Here is a 19,300-nt window from a genome sequence, read left to right as displayed (position 1 = left end):
CCCTCTCTCGAAGGAGCAACGATGCGCAGAAGGTTTCTGTCCCTGCTCACCGGCCTCGCCCTGGCGGTCGGGTCGGCGGCGCTGGCGCTGCCTGCCACGGCGCAGGCCGCGCCGCTGACCAAGGTGCTGGTCTTCTCCAAGACGGCCGGTTTCCGCCACTCCGCCATCCCCAACGGCATCGCCGCGATCCAGGCGCTGGGCACGGCCAACGGCTTCACGGTCACCGCGACCGAGGACGCCGCCCAGTTCACCACCGCCAACCTGGCCCAGTACCAGGCGGTCATCTGGCTGTCGACGACCGGCGACGTGCTCAACGCGACCCAGGAGGCCGCGTTCCAGAGCTACATCGCCGCGGGCGGCGGCTACGTCGGCGTGCACGCGGCGGCCGACACCGAATACGACTGGGCCTGGTACGGCGGCCTGGTCGGCGCGTACTTCTCGTCGCACCCGGCGACCCAGCAGGCGACCATCCGGGTCGAGGACCGGTCGAACATCTCCACCTCGCACCTGCCGCCGACCTGGACCCGCACCGACGAGTGGTACAACTACCGCGCCAGCCCGCGGGCCAACGTGAAGGTGCTGGCCAGCCTGGTCGAGTCGTCGTACAGCGGCGGCACCATGGGCGACCACCCGATCACCTGGTGCCAGAACTACGGCGGCGGGCGCTCCTGGTACACCGGCCTCGGCCACACCGAGGAGACCTACGCCGACGCGAACTTCCGCACCATGCTGCTCGGCGGCATCCAGATCGCGGCCGGGTCCAAGCCCGCCGACTGCCGCCCGGAGACCGGCTACACGGCGATCTTCGACGGCACGCAGGCCAGCCTCAACCAGTGGCGGATGGCCGGTCCCGGCGGGTTCACCCTTGCCAACGAGACGCTGACCTCGTTCGGCGGCATGGGCCTGCTGTGGTTCCCGGTGCGCACCTACAGCAACTACTCCCTGAAGCTCGACTGGATGATGCCGGGCGACGACAACGGCGGGGTGTTCATCGGCTTCCCCGACCCCCTCAACGACCCGTGGGGGCCGGTCAACGCCGGTCACGAGATCCAGATCGACGCCACCGACGCCGACCCGAGCCGCACCACCGGCAGCGTGTACAGCTTCCAGGCGCCCAACACCACCGCCCGCGCCGCCGCGCTCAACCCGCCCGGCCAGTGGAACACCTATGAGATCGGGCTGCACGGGCAGCGGGTCGAGATCTGGCTCAACGGCGTGAAGATCAACGACTACAACAGCACCCGGGCGATCGCGACCGGCTACATCGGCGTGCAGAACGACGGCGCGGGCGCGGACATCAACTACCGCAACATCCGCATCAAGACCGACGGCAGCCAGCCGCCGGCCACCGACATCGCCCAGGGCAAGCCGGTCACCGCCTCCAGCACCGAGGCCGGGGCCAACGTCGCCGCCAACGCCGTGGACGGCAACTCCGCCAGCCGGTGGAGCAGCCTGTACACCGACCCGCAGTCGATCACCGTGGACCTGGGCGCCTCGTACAACCTGACCCGGGTCCGGCTGAACTGGGAGACCGCCTACGGGCGCGGCTACCAGCTCCAGACCTCGCCCGACAACGCCACCTGGACCACGGTCTACTCCACCACCACCGGCGACGGCGGCGTGGACGACGTGAGCCTGACCGGCACCGGCCGCTACGTGCGCATGAACGGCACGGCGCGGGCCACCCAGTGGGGCTACTCGCTGTGGGACTTCAACGTCTACGGCACCCCCGCCGGGACCGGCCCGGTCCTGCTGTCGCGCAACCGCCCGGTGACCGTCTCCAGCGTGGAGCCCGGCAGCGCGCACAACGGCGCGAACGCCGTCGACGGCAACACCGGCACCCGCTGGGGCAGCGCCTACGCCGACCCGCAGTGGATCTCGGTGGACCTCGGCGCGAGCAAGAGCGTCAGCCGGGTCCGGATCAGCTGGGAGGCCGCCTACGGCAAGGCGTACCAGATCCAGACCTCGCCCGACAACGCCACCTGGACCACCGTCTACTCCACCACCACCAGCGACGGCGGCGTCGACGACGTCAACGTCACCGGTACCGGCCGCTACGTGCGCGTCAACGGCACCCAGCGCGCCCTCACCCAGTACGGCTACTCGATCTGGGAGCTCGACGTCTACGGAAGTTGACGGAAGTTCCCGCTCCACCCCCTCGGCGCGCAAGCCCCCGCGCGCCGAGGGGCACCCCCACCCCCGGAAGGAAACCCATGAGGAAGATTCCTCGCTGGCGGCTGTGGCTCACCGCCGCCGCCACCCTCACCGCGAGCGTCGCGGTGTCCGTCACGGCGGCAGCCCCCGCCGCCCAGGCCGCGCCGATCCCGGCCGCCGACTACCAGCAGGTGTCCCTGGCCACCGGCTCGGCCGAGCTGGGTGAGCCGATGTCGCTGGCAGTACTGCCCAACCGCTCGGTGATCCACACGGCGCGTGACGGCACGATCCGGGTCACCGACGTCAACGGCAACACCAAGCAGGCCGCCAAGCTGTCGGTGTACACCCATGACGAGGAGGGTCTGCAGGGCATCGCGGTCGACCCGAACTTCGCCAGCAACCGCTACATCTGGGTGTACTACTCGCCGCCGCTGAGCACCCCCGGCGGCGACGCCCCGGTCACCGGCACCGCCGCGGACTTCGCGCCGTGGAAAGGCCACCTGCGGCTGTCCCGGTTCACCCTCAACGCCGACGACACCGTCAACACCGGCAGCGAGCGCATCACCATGCAGGTCGACAACGACCGCGGCCAGTGCTGCCACGTCGGCGGCGACATCGACTTCGACGCCGCCGGGAACCTCTACCTGACCACCGGCGACGACACGAACCCGTTCGAGTCGGCCGGGTACAGCCCGATCGACGAGCGGACCAACCGCAACCCGCAGTTCGACGCGCAGCGGTCCTCGGGCAACACCAACGACCTGCGCGGCAAGCTCCTGCGTATCAAGCCGCAGGCCGACGGCAGCTACACCATCCCGTCGGGCAACCTGTTCGCGCCCGGCACCGCCAACACCCGGCCCGAGATCTACGCGATGGGCTTCCGCAACCCGTTCCGGATGAGCGTCGACAAGCCCACCGGCGTCGTCTACCTCGGCGACTACGGCCCGGACTCGGGCACCACGGACGCCAACCGGGGCCCGAGCGGGCAGGTCGAGTTCAACCGGATCACCTCGGCGGGCAACTACGGCTGGCCGTACTGCACCGGCACGAACACCTCCAGTGAGACGTACAACGAGTGGAACTTCTCCACCAACGCCACCGGGCCGAAGTACAACTGCGGCGCTCCGGCGAACAACTCGTTCCGCAACACCGGCCAGGGCACCCTGCCCGCCGCCCGCCCGAGCTGGATCCGCTACGGCGGTGACGCGGGCACCCCGGCTGAGTTCGGCGGCGGCTCCGAGTCGCCGATGGGCGGTCCGGTGTACCGGTTCAACGCGTCGTCGACCTCGACGGTGAAGTTCCCGCAGTCGCTGGACGGGCGCTACTTCGCCGGTGAGTACGGCCGCCGCTGGATCAAGGCGATCGCGCTCAACGCCGACGGCACGCCCGGTGAGATCTCGGCGTTCCCGTGGACCGGCACCCAGGTCATGGACATGGCCTTCGGCGCCGACGGGGCGCTGTACGTGCTCGACTACGGCACCGGCTCCAACAACCAGGGCCTGTTCCGCATCGAGTACATCGGCGGCGGCAACCGCAGCCCGGTCGCCAAGGCCGCGGCGGACAAGACCTCCGGGCCGAGCCCGCTGACGGTCAACTTCTCCTCGGCGGGCAGCTCCGACCCGGAGGGCGGGGCGCTGAGCTACCTGTGGACGTTCGGCGACGGCACCACGTCGACGGCGGCCAACCCGACCAAGACGTACACCGCCAACGGCACGTACAGCCCGACCCTGAAGGTCACCGATCCGGGCGGCCTGTCCGGCACGGCGAGCCTGGTCGTCACGGTCGGCAACGCGGCCCCGACGATCAACCTGACCACGCCCGGCAACGGCCAGCTGTTCAGCTTCGGCGACACGGTGCCGTTCACGGTCAGTGTCAGCGACCCCGAGGACGGGACGATCAACTGTGCCCGGGTGACGGTGACGTACTCGCTGGGCCACGACAGCCACGCCCACCAGATCACCTCGAAGACGGGCTGCTCGGGCACCATCACCATCCCGGTCGACGGCGAGCACGACGCCGCGGCGAACATCTTCGGCGTCATCGACGCGGCCTACACCGACAACGGCGGGCTGACCTCGCGCAGCACCCGCACCCTGCAGCCGAAGAAGCGCCAGGGTGAGCACTACGGCACGACCTCGGGCGTGCAGCCGGCCGACCACGCGGCGGCCGAGGGCGGGCGCACCGCCGGCTTCATCGAGAACAACGACTGGATCGCGTACACCCCGTACATCGTGGGCAACGCGACGCAGTTCACGGCGCGGGTCTCCTCGGCGGGCGCGGGCGGCACCATCGAGGTGCGCACCGGCTCGGCGACCGGGACCCTGCTCGGCACCGTCACGGTGCCGGTGACCGGCAGTTGGGAGACGTTCACCAACGTCACCGCGAACCTGTCCGGCGCGCCGTCGGGATCGACGACGCTGTACCTGGTGTTCAAGGGCGGCGCGGGCAACCTGTTCGACGTCGACTCGTTCACCTTCACCACGGGCACGCCGAGCACCCCGGTCGTGGCGTGGCGGGCACGGGCCAACAACCAGTACGTGACGGCGGCCAACGCCACCACCGCGCTGATCGCCAACGCGGCCACCGTCGGCACCACGCAGCGCTACGACCTGGTCAGCCTGGGCGGCGGCAACTACGCGCTGCGCTCGAAGGCCAACAACATGTTCGTCTGCGCGGAGAACGCCGGGGCGGGCGCGCTGCTGGCCAACCGGGCCTCGGCCGGGTCGTGGGAGACGTTCACGCTGGTCAACAACTCCGACGGCAGCGTGAGCCTGCGCGCGACCGTCAACGGCATGTACGTCGTCGCCGAGAACAACGGCGCCGAGCCGCTGATCGCCAACCGTGCCGCCATCGGTCCCTGGGAGAAGTTCGACCTGATCACGCAGTAACCCGATCGCCCCGGAAGGGAAAGATCATGAAACGCAACAGGCGGACCTGGTCCGTCCTGCTGCCGGCCGTCGGGCTGGCGCTGGCGCTGTCGGGGACACCCGCGGCGTCAGCGCCCCCGCCGGTGGCGGCACCCGTCCTCGCGGCCGCCCAGGCGGCGGCCGCGCCGCTGGCGTCCAACGTGCACATCTTCTACTACTCCTGGTACGGCAACCCGGCCGTGAACGGCTCGTACCGGCACTGGCAGCAGGGCGGGTTCACGCCGCCGAACGCGATCGGGGCGAACCTGTACCCGAAGCTCGGCGCGTACGACTCCGGTGACTACGCCGGGGCCGTGAACCAGCACATGGCCTGGATCGCCCAGGCCGGGGTCGGCGTCATCGTGTACAGCTGGTGGGGCCAGAACTCCTACGAGGACCGCCTGGTCCCCGGCGTGCTCAACGCCGCGAACCAGTACGGCGTCAAGGTCGCCTGGCACATGGAGCCCTACGCCGGGCGCACCGCCGCGTCCACCGTCACCGACGTCAACTACCTCAACAGCCGCTACGGCTCGCACCCGGCGTACTACCGCGACGCCGCGCACGGCAACCGGCCCGCGTTCTACGTGTTCGAGAGCCTGCGCGTCACCGACTGGGCCCCGATCGCGCCGCTGCGCGGCGGCAACATCATCCTGGCGCAGACGACGGACACCTCGAAGGTGGCCGGGTTCGGCGGCATGTACACCTACGACGCGATCGCGGGGGCGACCGCGCCGGGCTGGGCCGACGCCAGCGCCTTCTGCAAGGCCAACGGCCTGGTCTGGGCTCCGTCGGTGGGTCCCGGCTACATCGACGACCGGGCCGTGCCCGGCAACACCACGCCCACGCTCGGGCGCGACAACGGGGCGACCTACGACCGCGAGTGGGGCAACGTCCTGTCCGCGGCCAACGGGGGCCCGCCGAGCTGGGTGTCGATCACCTCGTTCAACGAGTGGCACGAGGGCTCGGTGATCGAACCGGCCAGCGCCTCCCCGCCGGGCGGCAACGGCTACCAGACCTACTCGGGCGCGTACGGCCTCACCGGGGCCGCGGCCGAGACGGCCTACCTCACCCGCACCAAGTACTGGGTGGACCGCTACAGCCCGCCGCCGCCGACGACCTCGACGGTGGTGAGCCTGCGCGCCCGCGTCAACAACCGGTACGTGGCGGCCGACAACGCGGGCGCGGCCCCGCTGATCGCCAACCGCACCGCGGTCGGCCCGTGGGAGCAGTTCGACCGGGTCGACCTGGGCGGCGGCCTCATCGCGCTGCGCGCCCGGATCAACAGCCGGTTCACCCACGCCGACAACACCGCCCCGCTGATCGCCAACGCGGTGTCGTCCGGGGCCTGGGAGACGTTCCGGGTCGTGGCCAACAGCGACGGCAGCGTCAGCCTGCTGGCCACGGCCAACAACCGGTACGTCGCGGCCGAGAACGCGGGCGCGGCGGCCCTGGTCGCCAACCGCACCGCTGTCGGCGGCTGGGAGAAGTTCGACATCATCACCGCCTGACCCGGCGCCGTTCCTCCACTTCGCCGCCCCCGCGAACGTTTCGCGGGGGCGGCGAAGCGTTGCCTAGGAAGCGTTTTCGTATTTCCATGTTCGATCAGGTCGTTACGGATCAGGGCTTGACTGCCGCTACGTGACCGAGTAAACATCTAGGAAATATCCTATAGGATTTCGACAGCTCGAAGTGCCTGACTAGGGAAGGAACTCGGCATGAGGCCGTTTGTTCGACTGGGCTCCACCGTCGGCGTGCTCGCTTTGGTGATCGCGGCGTCGGCCTGCACCAAGAAGGAAGAGACCCCGGCGGGCGGCGCGAGCGCGCTCACCGCCGCCCAGGTGAAGGTGGCGCTGGTCCCCGGCGGCGCGCACCCGTACTTCCAGCCGTGGAAGGACGCCGGCGGCAAGGCCAAGACCGACTTCGCGTTCGGTGACGTCACCTTCAACGAGACCGCGGGCTGGGACCAGACCAAGCAGAACGACGTGCTCACCTCGCTGGCCGCGCAGGGCTACAACGCCTTCGGCATCTTCGGCGTCGCGCCGGAGAGCATCAACTCCACCTTCGAGAACCTCAAGAAGCAGGGCTTCCACGTCGGCTCGCTGGCGTCCTGCCCGGCCGGTGACAAGAACCTGGCCGACTTCTGCCTGTCCACCGACGTGCAGGAGGCGGCGTACAAGGCGGCCAAGGCGGCCGTGGAGGCCATGGGCGGGCAGGGCAACCTGGTCCACCTGACCGGCAACAAGGTCGACTCCAACACCCAGCGGCGCATCGCGGGAGTGAGCAAAGCCGTCGACGAGACCGGCGGCAAGGTCAAGCTGCTGGACACCATCACCGACATCGACAAGGACCTGCAGACCGCGCAGAAGGCCGTCGCCGACCTGCTGGCAGCCAAGGGCAGCCAGGTCAACGCGATCGTCACCACCGCCTACAACCCGGCCGTGGCCGCGGCGGGCGGCGTCAAGCAGGCCAAGCTGCCGATCAAGGTGATCGCCATCGACGACGACCCGACCATCATCGCGGGCATCAAGGCCGGCGAGGTCGCCGCGACCGTGCTGCAGAACCCGGTCGGCCAGGCCTACGTCGGTTCGTACGCGCTGGTGAAGCTGTCCGAGGGCTGCACCATGGCCACGCCCGGTGTCATCATCGACTCCGGCTCGTTCGTGGTCACCACGGCCAACGTCGCCACCTACGACGCCGACCGCCAGGCCAAGACCGACTCGCTCAAGTCCGACTTCGACAGCAAGTACCTCACCTGCGCCAAGTAGACGGCCGTCGGCCGGGGCGAGCGGGCCCCGGCCGACGGCTCCGCGCCCCGGCCCCACCCCCACGCGGCCGGGGCGCGCCCCACCCCCGGAGAGTGCAGTGAAGCAAGAGGACACCACCCCCGAGCAGCCGCCGCCCGCGCGCCTGCCGCTGTGGGCCAACCCCCGGATCGGGCTCGTCGTGCTGCTGATCGCGCTGATCGCGCTGTTCACCACACTGCGGCCCGCCTTCCTCAACACCCAGCTGACGCTGGTGCCCATGCAGGCCGACATCAGCGTGTACGCCGTCGTCGGGCTCTCCCAGCTCGCCGTGCTCTCCCTGGGCCACATGAACATGGCCGTGGGCCGCATGGCCGCGATGAGCGCCTTCGCCTCCGGACTGCTGCACGACCGCCTCGACGCCCCGCTGATCCTGGCGCTGGCCGGGGGACTGGCCATGGGCGCGCTGCTCGGCGCGCTCGCCGGGCTCATCATCGCCCACACCGGGGTCAACTCGTTCGTGGTCACCCTGGCCCTGGACTTCGCCCTGATCGGCCTGGTCTCGCTGCTGTACGCCACGTTCACCGACGGCGTCGCCTTCAACGGCCTGCCCGCGGGCATGTCCGCGCTGCGCACCGACACCTTCGCCGACTACTGCGCCGGCGACGTGTGCGGGCCGGAGATCCCGCTGCTCGCCCCGATCGCGCTCATCGCGGTGCTGGTGGTGGGCCTGCTGTTCCGGTGGTCGCGCACCGGCCGCGAGGTGCTGATGGCCGGTTCCAACGCCAAGGCCGCGCAGCTGTCCGGCATCCCGGTGCGGCTGCGCACCATCCAGGCGCACGCCCTGTCCGGGCTGCTCGCCGGGCTCGCCGGGTTCCTGCTGTCGGCCAACAACGGCTCCTTCTCCGCCGGGGTCGGCGACGGCTTCCTGCTGCCGTCGTTCCTGGCCCCGGTGCTCGGCGGCACGCTGCTGGTCGGCGGCGCGGTCAGCGTGCTCGGCACGGTGCTCGGCACCGCCATCACCCAGGTCATCTACAAGGGCCTGAACCTGCTGCAGTTCCAGGTCGACGAGCTCAAGCTCTACATCGGCCTGGTCCTGCTGGCCGCGCTGTCGCTGGACCGGGTGCGGCACGTGCTCGCCGAGCGGCGGGGGGTCCCGGCATGACCAGCACCGTCGAGACCACCACGACCCGGCCCGCCGGCCCGCCCGCCGCACCCCCGAGCAGGCTGCGGCGCACCGTGCGCACCTCCGAGTTCACCCTGGTCACCCTCGCCGTCATCGGCTTCGTGGCGCTGACGCTGACCACCGACGGCAACATGCTGTCCGCGGGCACCCTCGCGGCGTTCTTCCGCTTCCTCGCCGTACCGATGATCATCGGGTTGGCGCAGATGGTGGTGCTGGCCATCGGCCAGATGAACCTGTCGGTCGGCGTGCTCACCGGCTTCTGCGCCATGGTCGCCGCCTGGGCCATGCTGGAGGCCGGGCTGCCCGCCCCGCTCGCGGTGGCCGGGGCGATGCTGCTCGGCGCGGCCGTCGGTCTGGGCAACGGCCTGCTGGTCGTGTTCACCAGGATCAACGCGTTCATCGTGACCCTGGCGACCATGACGATCATCGACGGGCTGCGCTACGGCGTCAACGGCCCCGGCACCTACCAGGACTACTCCGCCGGGCTCGCCGAGCTCGGGCAGGCTTCGGTGCTCGGGCTGCCGGTGGTGTTCCTGATCGCCTGCGCGGTCGCCGCCATGGTCTGGTTCTTCTTCGCCCGCACCGTGCCCGGACGCCACCTGCTGGCCAGCGGCGGCAGCCCGTTCGCGGCCCGGCTGTCGGGGGTGTCCAACGACCGGTCCATCGTGCTCGCGCACGCCCTGTCCGGGCTGCTGGCCGGGGTCGCCGCGGTGCTGACCCTGGCCCAGTCCGGCTCGGTCAACGCCACCATCGGCGACGACCTACTGCTGCCCAGCTTCGCCGCGCCGATCATCGGCGGCGTCGCGCTGGCCGGCGGCGTGGTCAGCGTGCTGGGCACCTGCCTGGCCGCGTTCATCGTGCGCCTGGTCGACGTCGCGCAGGCCCAGTTCGCCATCAACCGGCGCTGGGTCGACCTCATCGTCGGCGCGGTCGTGCTCGGCGTGGTGCTGTCCGGCGCGATCCGGGCCAAGCTCTCCCGGAGGTCGTCATGATGCTGCTGGCCGAGGGCCTGACCAAATCCTTCCCGGGCGTACGCGCGCTCGACGGCGCGACCCTGACACTGGCCGCAGGCAGCGTGCACGCCCTGCTCGGCGAGAACGGCGCGGGCAAGAGCACCCTGGTCAAGCTCCTGACCGGGGTCTACCGCCCCGACGCCGGGCGGGTCGTGCTCGACGGCCGCGACATGCACTTCGCCAGCCCGCTCGAAGCGCTGCACGCGGGCATCGGCGTGGTGCACCAGGAACGCAACCTGGTGCCCGAGTTCTCCATCGCGGAGAACATCGCCCTGCAGCACCTGCCGAACCGGCTGGGCATGGTCGACCGGGCCCGGATGCGCGAGCAGTCCCGCCGGTGCCTTGACCTGCTCGACCTCGACCTGGACCCGGACACGAAAGTCGCGGAGCTGTCGGTGGCGCAGGCGCAACTGGTCGAGATCGCCAAGGCGCTGTCGGTGGACACCCGGGTGCTGCTGCTCGACGAGCCGACGGCGTCGCTGACCGGCGACGAGGCCGACCGGCTCTACGCCATCGTGCGCAAACTGACCGCCACCGGCCACGCCGTCGTGCTGGTCAGCCACAAGCTCGAAGAGGTGTTCGCCGTCGCCGACACGGTCACCGTGCTGCGCGACGGGCGCAGCGTGGCGCAGGCGCAGCCGCTGTCCGGATACACCCGCGACGAGATCGTGGACCTGATGGTCGGCCGGGCGTACGCCTCGGTCGAACTCGCCGCCCGCACCGTGGACCGCGACGCGACCCCGGCGCTGGAGCTGGCCGGGCTCAGCACCCGCCACGGCCACCGCGACGTCAGCCTGCGCGTGGCCCGCGGCGAGATCCTCGGCCTGTACGGCCTGGTCGGCGCGGGCCGCACCGAGCTGGCCAAGGCGCTGCTCGGCCTGGACGAGATCACCGGCGGCGAGGTCCGGGTGCACGGCGTGCCGGTGCGCATCCGCGACGTCGGGCAGGCGCTGCGCCGCCACCGCATCGGCTACGTGCCCGAGGACCGCAAGGGCGAGGGCCTGTTCCTGGAGCAGCCGATCACCCGCAACGTCGGGGTGACCGTGTGGCGGCGGCTGGCCCGCTTCGGCCTCATCGGCGACAAGGCCGAACGCGACGTCGTCGCCGAGTACACCAGGCTGCTCGGCATCCGCGCCGCCTCGCCGACCCAGCTCGCCGGGCAGCTGTCCGGCGGCAACCAGCAGAAGGTCAGCCTCGCCAAGTGGCTGGCCGCCAGCTGCGACATCCTCATCGTCGACGAGCCCACCGTCGGCATCGACGTGCGCACCAAGGCCGCGTTCCACGAGCTGATCGCCCGGCTGGCCGGACAGGGCATGGCCATCCTGCTCATCTCGTCGGACCTGCCCGAGGTCGTCACGCTGGCCGACCGGATCGTGGTGATGGGCGAGGCGGCCGTACGCGGCGAGCTGCCCAACGACCACGACTACGACACGGTCAGCCAGCGCGTCATCCGGCTCATCCACGCCGCGCCCGCCGCAGCCTGACCGATGGCGAAGGCCCGCCCCGGTGAGGGGCGGGCCTTCATGTCGGGGGCGGTCAGCGCCAGCGCTCGGCGGCCGCCTGGCACTTCACGCAGTGGGTCGACCAGGGCATGATCTCCATGCGTGCGAGCGGGATCTCCTGCCCGCAGCTGTCGCAGGTGCCCAGCGCGCCGCTCTCGAACCGGGCGAGCGCGTCGGTCAGCTTGCGCATGTGGTCGTCGAGGGCCGCGGTGAGCAGGTCCTGCTGCTCGGTGTCGGAGACCATGGTGCCCGCGTCGGCGACGTCGCCGGGGCCCTGGTCGCCGGAGCGCCGCAACTGCCGGACGGACTCGCTCTGCACTCGCAGCTGCTCGGCGGTCTCGTCGTAGCGGGCCTTCAGCAGCACGCCGAGCTGTGCCTTGTCGAGCGTGCCTTCCAGCGTTGCCATCATGCCTCCACTGTCTCGGTGCATCGTTGCTTCCCGATGCCACCGCGGGCCAAACCCCCGTAATCAATCGAGACAACGGCGACGGGGCTCTGCGGTTTCGGGTGAAGCGCGGCCATCGTGCGTCGGGTTTCTGTGCTTTCGCTGAACGAGGTCCCGGGGACTGGCGCGGGCACGCTATCCTGCGCGCCGCACCGAGAACAGGAGGCGATCGACCATGTGGGGCAAGCCGAAATGCCCGATCGATCCGGAAGCGGCCCAGTGGGTGGAGGCGTCGCTGGGCTGGCTCGGCGCCGAGTTCGGCGCGAATCGTCTGCACGGGCCGGTGATTCTGCCCACTGACGAGTTCTTTCCCGGCGCGTACGCGGGCACCGAGAGCGATGTGCGCCAGGTGTTCGGCATGCTGTGCGCGCACATGGGTGTCGACCCGGCCCGCGTCGACTTCGTGTACGAGGCGGCCGACCCCGCGGAGCAGGAACTCCTGGCGAGCCTGCCCGCGTTCGGGCAGCGCTTCGCCGGGGCGGCGGGGGAGTACGTGCGCCGCAACGGGCGCGGGGTCATCTCGGTGAGTGCGGCGCAGGCCGCCGACCCGATGGCGCTGGTCGCGACCATCGCGCACGAACTCGGCCACGAGCGGCTGATCGGCGAGGGCCGCATCGGGGTGCGCGCCGACGAGGAGCAGCTGACCGACCTGCTGACCGTCTACTTCGGGCTGGGCATCTTCAACGCCAACGCCGCGTTCCGGTACACCGGCCACGCGGGTGGCTGGCGGACCAGTTCGCTGGGCTACCTGAGCGAGCGGACCTTCGGCTATGCGCTGGCGGTGTACGCCCAGCTGCGCGGCGAGCGCAAACCGGCCTGGGCTCGGCACGTCGACCCGAACCCGCGCGCCTACCTGACGAAGGGCCTGCGTTATCGATGGGCAGCAGCGGAACGTGAGTCGCTTTAGGGTTTATGAAGCATTTTTGGCATACTTAGTGACTTGTGTCTAGTGCCCGATTTGGTTAGGTTGTCCAGCAGTGCCATCCCCGGCGACTCGCCGAGAAGGGGCTCCGGACCGACCGGCGCCCGACGTGACCGAAGGGTGTGGTCGTGCGCTATCGGCCAGAGCTGGTCAGGGAGGCCGACCGCTATTGCGGGCGGCGTCGTGCGGGCACACCGTCGCGCAGCAGATACGTCACGGTGCTGGCCACCGCTGCCGCCGGTGCGGGGATCGTCGCCTTCGGCGCGGCGGCCGTCGTGCCCGACGCCAAGGCCGACCCCGGCGGCGACCACCTGGCGGCGTACGCCGAGTCCGCACGCGGTGACATCGCCGCCCGCCCCAACCGCGGCGACCGCCAGCTCAGCACGTCCTTCAGTCAGGGAGCCCCCGACGCGTGGGTGCTGCCGCTGCACGACTACACGCTCAGCTCCCGCTACGGCATGCGCTGGGGGCGGCCGCACCGCGGGCTCGACCTGGCCGGGCTGCCCGAGGGCACGCCGTACATGGCGGTGCGCGGGGGCGTGGTGGTACAGGCCGGCTGGAACGGCGGCTACGGCAACTCGATCATGGTCGACCACGGGCACGGCCTGCAGACCCTGTACGGGCACTCCAGCCGGGTGCTGGTCAAGCCCGGTGACCGGGTGCAGGCCGGGGACGTCATCGGCCTGACCGGCAACACCGGCTACTCCTACGGCACCCACCTGCACCTGGAGATCCACGTCGACGGCGTCGCACACGACCCGATGACCTGGTTCAAGAAGCACGGCGTCGACTTCGAACTCGAACTCGAAGAGGTCTACGGCTCCTGAGCCGCCGGATTACCGGATGCGGTGCCCCGGCCACCCCCTGCGATGACCGGCGTGTCCACGCCGAACCTGCCCTTCCGCTGGGATGTGGTCACCTGCGACTGGCCGGCTGCCTGATCGACGGGCCCACCCCGCCGTCCCTGGGGTACGCCGGTGGACCCGCGAACTGCCCGCGCGGGCGGTGTGCAACGTGTCGCTCGACAACGACGTCTGGTGCTTCCTCGGCAATGAACAGGTCAAGCTGACCCGGACGTTCCGGCCCGGCACTGGCTGGCCGACACGCCCGGCCCGCAGCGGGACGAGCAGACCCGCCAGGCACTGGCCGAGGCCTTCGCGCTGGTCGACCTCGGTCGTTCGATGCGCACCCGCCGGGCGCTGGTACGTGCGATGAACGGCGAGCCGTCCCTGGCCGAGTCGTGGTCGCGCACCCTGATCGGGCAACTGTCCGGGGGATCGGGATAGGACGAACCGGCAGTCTTCGCGGCCCGACAGCGTTGTCTCGGGCCGAATGTCCGGTTGCCGTCTACCCAGTGCAGCGACAGAATCACCAGGAGTCGCAGCTGGGAGATCTCAGGGCATGACGCCACATTGGACGCAGTCATCCGCAGGCCGGGTCACCCGCCTGCGGGGCGCGTCCACGGAGATGATCGAGCTGGCAATGAGCCCGCTGCCCGAGGACGCACCCGCGGTGCTGACCTTCCGCCCGCCCGTCTCGGCAGCCGCCGCCGAGGTCGTCGCGTGCGCCCTGGACGAGCTGGAGACAGCCGCCCTCAGGCTGTTCCCCGCCTGGCTGCCCACGGCCGAGCACCTCGAAGGACCCGGCGGGGCGGGCGTGCCCGCGGTCCGGGCACTGGCCGCCGAAGTCGCGGCCACGACCCGCCACTTCGGGCCGTTCCTGGCCGACCTGGCCGAGCAGGCGCTGCGCGCGCTACCGGACAGGCGTCGCGTGGCCACCACCGTCACCCCCACCTCCTCGGTCGGCCCGGACGGGTGGGCGGAGGACGACCAGGCCGGGCCGGTGCCGCGGCGGCGGCCGATCGCGGGCCGGTTCGCGCCCGAGGTGCGGGCCACCGGGCTGGCCCGGGTGCTCGGGGAGAGCTACCGGCGCCCGTACGTGGCGCTGCTGGTCGAGGTGCCCGGCGTGCTCGCGGTCCCGCAGCAGCGGGCGCTGGCCGCCGCCGGTGACTGGCTGGCCGCGCACGGCGGCTTCGCGGTGTGGCTGACCGGCGGCGAGCTGCCCGCGGCGGGACCGGTCACCGTCCACCCGGTGCGGCTGCCCGAGCACGTCGCCGCGCTGGCCGCGACCGTCACCGAGGGACCCGGAGCTGGACCCGGCCCGGCTCCGGCGACGCTGACCTTCCCGCCCGTCGAAGGACGCCCGCGAGCGGACAGCGCCGCCGAGACCGCGCTGGAGGCGGCCCTGGTAGAGGCGGCCTGGGCCGTCGGCCGGAGCTGGAACCGCCGCTACCCGGCCCGTCCGCACTACGTCATCGACCTGGTCTGGCCCGACGAGCGGTGCGCCGTGGAGATCGACGGCGACGAGCACCGGGGACCCCACAAGTTCGCCCACGACCGCCGCCGCGACGTGCTGCTGCAGCTCGACGGCTTCGCCGTGCTGCGGTTCACCAACGACCAGGTGCTCCACGAACGCGGCCAGGTGCTGGCACACCTGGAGCAGTACCTCCGATCCCGACGCACCGACGCGCACAAGGAGAACAGATGACCAAGCTCAAGCCCTCGGAGAAGGCGTGCCTGCTGCTGCTGATGTCGGAGGCCCGTGAAGTCTCCAACACCGAGCTGCGGGAGCGCTATGAAGGCTTCTCGATCCAGGGGGCGGACAGCCGTGCCCTGGTCGAGAACGGCTTCGCCACCAAGCGCAAGGGAGTCAAGGGCGCGCTGGTGCACGAGCTGACCGACAAGGGCTGGGCGCAGTGCAAGGAGGAACTGACCTCGGATTTCGTCAAGGGCGCGGGACCCGCGTACCCGGCGCTGCACGCGCTGCTCGGGGCCGTGGACCGGTACCTGCGCCGGGCCGAGCTGAGCCTGCCCGACCTGTTCACGGCCAGCACCGCGCCGCCTGTCCCGCAGCCGGTCGTCAAGGTCAAGCCGGTGGTCAAGCGCGGGCTGGAGAAGCGGGTGCGCGTCGCGTACGACAAGCTCGCCGACGCGCCGCAGGCCTGGGTCAGCCTCACCGACCTGCGTAAGGAGCTGTCCGGGGTGTCCGCCGCCGAGGTCGACGCGGCGCTGATGAAGATGGCGGTGGCGCGCACCATCGTGCTGGTCCCCGAGGACAACCAGAAGACGCTCACCGCCGAGGACCGCGCCGCCGCGATCCACATCGGCGGGGAGGACAAGCACCTGTTGACGATCGAGGCGCAGTGAACCCGGACCAGCGCCGGGCGCTGTCGAACCTGCGGTTCGACGTCGCGCCGGTGCCCGACGACGTCTGGCGCGGCTCGCCCTTCCACGTCGAGGCCCTGCACGCCGACGTGGTGCGGCACATCCTGCACGGGCTCGACGACGCCCGGCGCAGCCCCGACGGCAGCCCGATCGGTGTCGCCATGCAGGGCCAGCCGGGCTCGGGCAAGACCCACCTGCTGGGCTGGATCCGCGAGCAGACCCAGCTCGGCGGCGGCTACTTCTTCCTCGTCGGGCTGCTGGACGGGGCCGCGTTCTGGTCCAGCGCCACCCTCGCGGTGATCAACGGCCTGCAGCGCGACCATCTCGGCCAGGGCAGCCAGCTGTCGGTGTTCCTGGACCGGCTGTGTACGGCGGCGGAGGTCCCCGAGGCGGCGACGGCTGCCGTCACGGGCCGTGCCCCGCTCACCCGCGCGCATCTCGACGAGTTCGCCGCGGCGCTGCGCCGTTTCGACGGGCCCGTCGGCATGGCCTGTCACCACACGGCGCGGGCGCTGGCGCTGCTCGGTGCGGCGGGTGACCCGGCCGCGCAGGACGTCGGGTACACGTACCTGCAGTCGATGCAGGAGATGGAGCCCGGCGAGCGGCAGCAGTGGGGCATCCATCCGGTGCAGAAGCCGCCGCAGCTGGTCATGCAGGAGATGTCGCAGCTGCTGGCGCTGACCGGTCCCACGGTGGTCGCCATCGACCAGATCGACACGCTGGTCGCCCAGCTGTGGAACTCCACCGTGGGCAAGGAGGCCGGCGAGGAGAGCGCCGAGCAGACGCAGCTGATCAACCAGATCGCGGATGGGCTGATGGCGCTGCGGCAGAGCACCCGGCGCACGCTGACGGTGCTGGCCTGCCTGCCGTCGACGTGGACGCTGATCCGCACCCGGGCCACCAAGTCGGTCGCCGACCGGTTCCGCGAGCCGGTGACGCTCAAGGGCATCGCCAGCGCCGACATCGCTCGCGACATCGTCGCGAAGCGGTTCGCGGTGCGCTTCGCCGAGCAGGGCTTCGTGCCGCCGTACCCGACGTGGCCGGTGCGGGAGGCGGCGTTCGCGGAGGCGACGGTGTTCACCCCGAGGCTGCTCATCAACCGGATCAACGACCACGTGCAGGCCTGCCTGCGGGAGGGTTCGGCACGCGAGCTGGGCGGCTTCAGCGACCCCGAGCAGCAGGTGATCCTGCCGCCCGCCGACGAGGTGCTGGACGACAAGCTCGACCGGCGTTTCGCGGAGCTGCGCGAGTCGGCTGACGTGGTGTCGGCGCTGACCGGCGCGACCGAGGACGGCGAGATGCCGGAGCTGCTGACCGCCGGGCTGGCCGCGTGGATCGAGGAGCTCGGGGAGGCGGGGCGGGCTTTCCGGGTGGATCCGCCGCAGGGCGGCAAGGTGCCGCTGCACGCCCGGCTGCGCCGCAGCCTCGACGAGGCCACCGAGGACGAGCAGCACTGGTCGTTCCGGGCCATCGCGCACACCAACGCGATCGCCGCGCTGTCGCGCCTGCAGGCGGCCCGGACCAGCGCGGGTCTGAGCCGGGGCATCGGCAAGCGCAAGCTGTTCCTGCTGCGTAACGCCGACTGGAACAAGGGCGCGAAGACCCAGGAGGCGCTGAAGGCGTTCGCCCTGGACGGCGGGGCCCGGCTGAGCCTCGGCGAGGACGACCTGCGTACGTTCGTCGCGCTGCGCCAGCTGCTGTCCGAACGCGACAGCGGGCTGGCGGCCTGGCTGGCCGCGCGCCGTCCGGCGGGCCGCACGATGCTGCTGCGTACGGTGCTCGGCGAGGTCGTGGCCGAGATCGCCATGGCGGCGGAGGCGGGAGAGCGCCGCCGCGCGGTCCACCTGACGCCGACGCCGGGCGGGGCCGGGGCGCCGGCGGCCCCCTCTGTCGCGGCGGCGCACACGATCACGCTGGGGGCCGGGTTCGACGACGGCGAGCCGGTGCGGCTGGACCTGGAGTCGCTGCGCAAGCACACCGCGATCTTCGCGGGCAGCGGGTCGGGCAAGACGGTGTTGATCCGGCGGCTGATCGAGGAGTGCGCGCTGCAGGGCGTGTCCACGATCGTGCTGGACCCGAACAACGACCTGGCCCGGCTCGGCGATCCCTGGCCGGAGCCGCCCGCGGGCTGGTCGGACGGCGACGCGGCCCGCTCGGCGGAGTACCTGGCCAACACCGACGTCGTGGTGTGGACGCCGCGGCGGGAGGCGGGGCGGCCGCTGACGTTCCAGCCGCTGCCGGAGTTCGCGACGATCCGCGACGACGCCGACGAGTTCGGGGCGGCCATCGACGCGGCGGTGGCCAGCCTCGCGCCGCGCGCCAAGGTCGACGGCAGCACGGCCAAGGCACTGCGCGGGCAGGCGGTGCTCAACGAGGCACTGCGGCACTTCGCCCGCAGCGGCGGCGAGGGCATCCGCGCCTTCGTCGGGGTGCTCAGCGCGTTGCCGGACGGGGTGAGCCAGCTCGAGGACGCCGAGAAGATCGCGTTCGAGCTGTCGCAGAACCTGACCGCGGCTATGGTGACCGACGCCCTGTTCGGCGGTGGTGGCGCGCCCGCCGATCCGGGCCTGCTGCTGACGCCCGCGCCCGGCAAGCGCGCCCGGGTGTCGGTGATCAGCCTGGTCGGGCTGCCCTCGGAGCAGCAGCGGCAGAGCTTCGTCAACCAGCTGCAACTGGCGCTGTTCGCGTGGATCAAGAAGAACCCGGCGGGCGACCGGCCGCTGGGCGGGCTGCTGGTGATGGACGAGGCGCAGACCCTCGCCCCGTCCGGCCCGCTGACCGCGTGTACGCAGAGCACCCTGGCGCTGGCCTCGCAGGCCCGTAAGTACGGCCTGGGCCTGGTCTTCGCCACGCAGGCCCCGAAGGGGCTGCACAACCGGATCGCGGGCAACGCCGCGACGCAGTTCTTCGGGCTGCTCAACGCCCCGGCGCAGATCGAGGCGGCGCGGGAGATGGCGCGGGCCAAGGGCGTGGATGTGCCGGACATCTCGCGCCTGGGCACCGGGGAGTTCTACGCCTCGGGGGAGGGCTTCGCGTTCCGCAAGATGCGCGGCTCGCTGTGCCTGAGCCACCACCCGAAGAGCCCGCTGACCACGGAGGAGGTCGTCGAGCGCGCCAAGCGCTGAGCACCCCCGTGACAGGGCCGTCCCGCGACTGGCGGGGCGGCCCTTCGCTGTGCCACTATGGACAACAGTTCTAGAACAGTTG

The 19,300-nt window shown here is 71.4% G+C and carries 13 protein-coding genes; 12 read left to right on the top strand and 1 reads right to left on the bottom strand.

What is annotated here, in order from left to right:
• Positions 1-21 precede the first annotated feature (21 nt).
• From HAV40_RS38700 to HAV40_RS29800, 7 genes are all read left to right on the top strand, one after another.
• Positions 22-2,136, top strand: coding sequence for a ThuA domain-containing protein (locus HAV40_RS38700; protein WP_166387104.1), 2,115 nt, complete (start codon positions 22-24; stop codon positions 2,134-2,136).
• A 77-nt stretch (positions 2,137-2,213) separates the two neighbouring features.
• Positions 2,214-5,042, top strand: a complete 2,829-nt coding sequence (locus HAV40_RS29825) for a PQQ-dependent sugar dehydrogenase (protein WP_166387102.1) — start codon at positions 2,214-2,216, stop codon at positions 5,040-5,042.
• A gap of 26 nt (positions 5,043-5,068) precedes the next feature.
• A complete protein-coding gene (locus HAV40_RS29820; RefSeq protein WP_203672082.1) occupies positions 5,069-6,568 on the top strand; it encodes a glycoside hydrolase family 99 protein in 1,500 nt (499 codons plus the stop codon).
• 207 nt (positions 6,569-6,775) lie between these two features.
• Positions 6,776-7,825: a sugar ABC transporter substrate-binding protein gene (locus HAV40_RS29815; protein WP_166387100.1), complete on the top strand. Its 1,050-nt coding sequence runs from the start codon at positions 6,776-6,778 to the stop codon at positions 7,823-7,825.
• A 97-nt stretch (positions 7,826-7,922) separates the two neighbouring features.
• On the top strand, positions 7,923-8,966 hold the full coding sequence (locus tag HAV40_RS29810; protein ID WP_166387098.1) for an ABC transporter permease: 1,044 nt from the start codon (positions 7,923-7,925) through the stop codon (positions 8,964-8,966).
• A complete protein-coding gene (locus HAV40_RS29805) occupies positions 8,963-9,979 on the top strand; it encodes an ABC transporter permease (protein WP_166387096.1) in 1,017 nt (338 codons plus the stop codon). The genes HAV40_RS29810 and HAV40_RS29805 overlap by 4 nt, the downstream gene beginning before the upstream one ends.
• The gene (locus HAV40_RS29800) at positions 9,976-11,484 is read left to right on the top strand and encodes a sugar ABC transporter ATP-binding protein (protein WP_166387094.1); all 1,509 of its coding nucleotides are present in this window, start codon (positions 9,976-9,978) and stop codon (positions 11,482-11,484) included. Before HAV40_RS29805 ends, HAV40_RS29800 begins: the two co-directional genes overlap by 4 nt.
• Before the next feature lie 52 nt (positions 11,485-11,536).
• On the opposite strand, the gene HAV40_RS29795 is transcribed toward HAV40_RS29800, so the two are convergent.
• Positions 11,537-11,908: a TraR/DksA family transcriptional regulator gene (locus HAV40_RS29795; protein WP_166387092.1), complete on the bottom strand. Its 372-nt coding sequence runs from the start codon at positions 11,906-11,908 to the stop codon at positions 11,537-11,539.
• A gap of 214 nt (positions 11,909-12,122) precedes the next feature.
• Between HAV40_RS29795 and HAV40_RS29790 the strand changes: the two genes are divergently transcribed.
• The 5 genes from HAV40_RS29790 to HAV40_RS29770 all read left to right on the top strand — a co-directional run bounded on the left by HAV40_RS29790 (position 12,123) and on the right by HAV40_RS29770 (position 19,218).
• The gene (locus HAV40_RS29790; protein WP_166387090.1) at positions 12,123-12,854 is read left to right on the top strand and encodes a hypothetical protein; all 732 of its coding nucleotides are present in this window, start codon (positions 12,123-12,125) and stop codon (positions 12,852-12,854) included.
• A gap of 143 nt (positions 12,855-12,997) precedes the next feature.
• Positions 12,998-13,696 carry a M23 family metallopeptidase gene (locus tag HAV40_RS29785; protein ID WP_239087011.1) on the top strand — a complete coding sequence of 233 codons (699 nt, stop codon included), beginning with the start codon at positions 12,998-13,000 and terminating at the stop codon, positions 13,694-13,696.
• 640 nt (positions 13,697-14,336) lie between these two features.
• The gene (locus tag HAV40_RS29780) at positions 14,337-15,416 is read left to right on the top strand and encodes an endonuclease domain-containing protein (protein WP_166387088.1); all 1,080 of its coding nucleotides are present in this window, start codon (positions 14,337-14,339) and stop codon (positions 15,414-15,416) included.
• Positions 15,413-16,075, top strand: coding sequence for a hypothetical protein (locus HAV40_RS29775; RefSeq protein WP_166387086.1), 663 nt, complete (start codon positions 15,413-15,415; stop codon positions 16,073-16,075). The genes HAV40_RS29780 and HAV40_RS29775 overlap by 4 nt, the downstream gene beginning before the upstream one ends.
• On the top strand, positions 16,072-19,218 hold the full coding sequence (locus tag HAV40_RS29770; protein ID WP_166387084.1) for an ATP-binding protein: 3,147 nt from the start codon (positions 16,072-16,074) through the stop codon (positions 19,216-19,218). Before HAV40_RS29775 ends, HAV40_RS29770 begins: the two co-directional genes overlap by 4 nt.
• The last annotated feature ends 82 nt before the right edge of the window (positions 19,219-19,300 follow it).

The sequence above is a fragment of the Catellatospora methionotrophica genome, assembly GCF_011297335.1.
Lineage (GTDB): Bacteria > Actinomycetota > Actinomycetes > Mycobacteriales > Micromonosporaceae > Catellatospora > Catellatospora methionotrophica.
The sequence above is the reverse complement of the archived record's forward strand: the minus strand, read 5'-3'. Positions and strand labels throughout refer to the sequence as shown.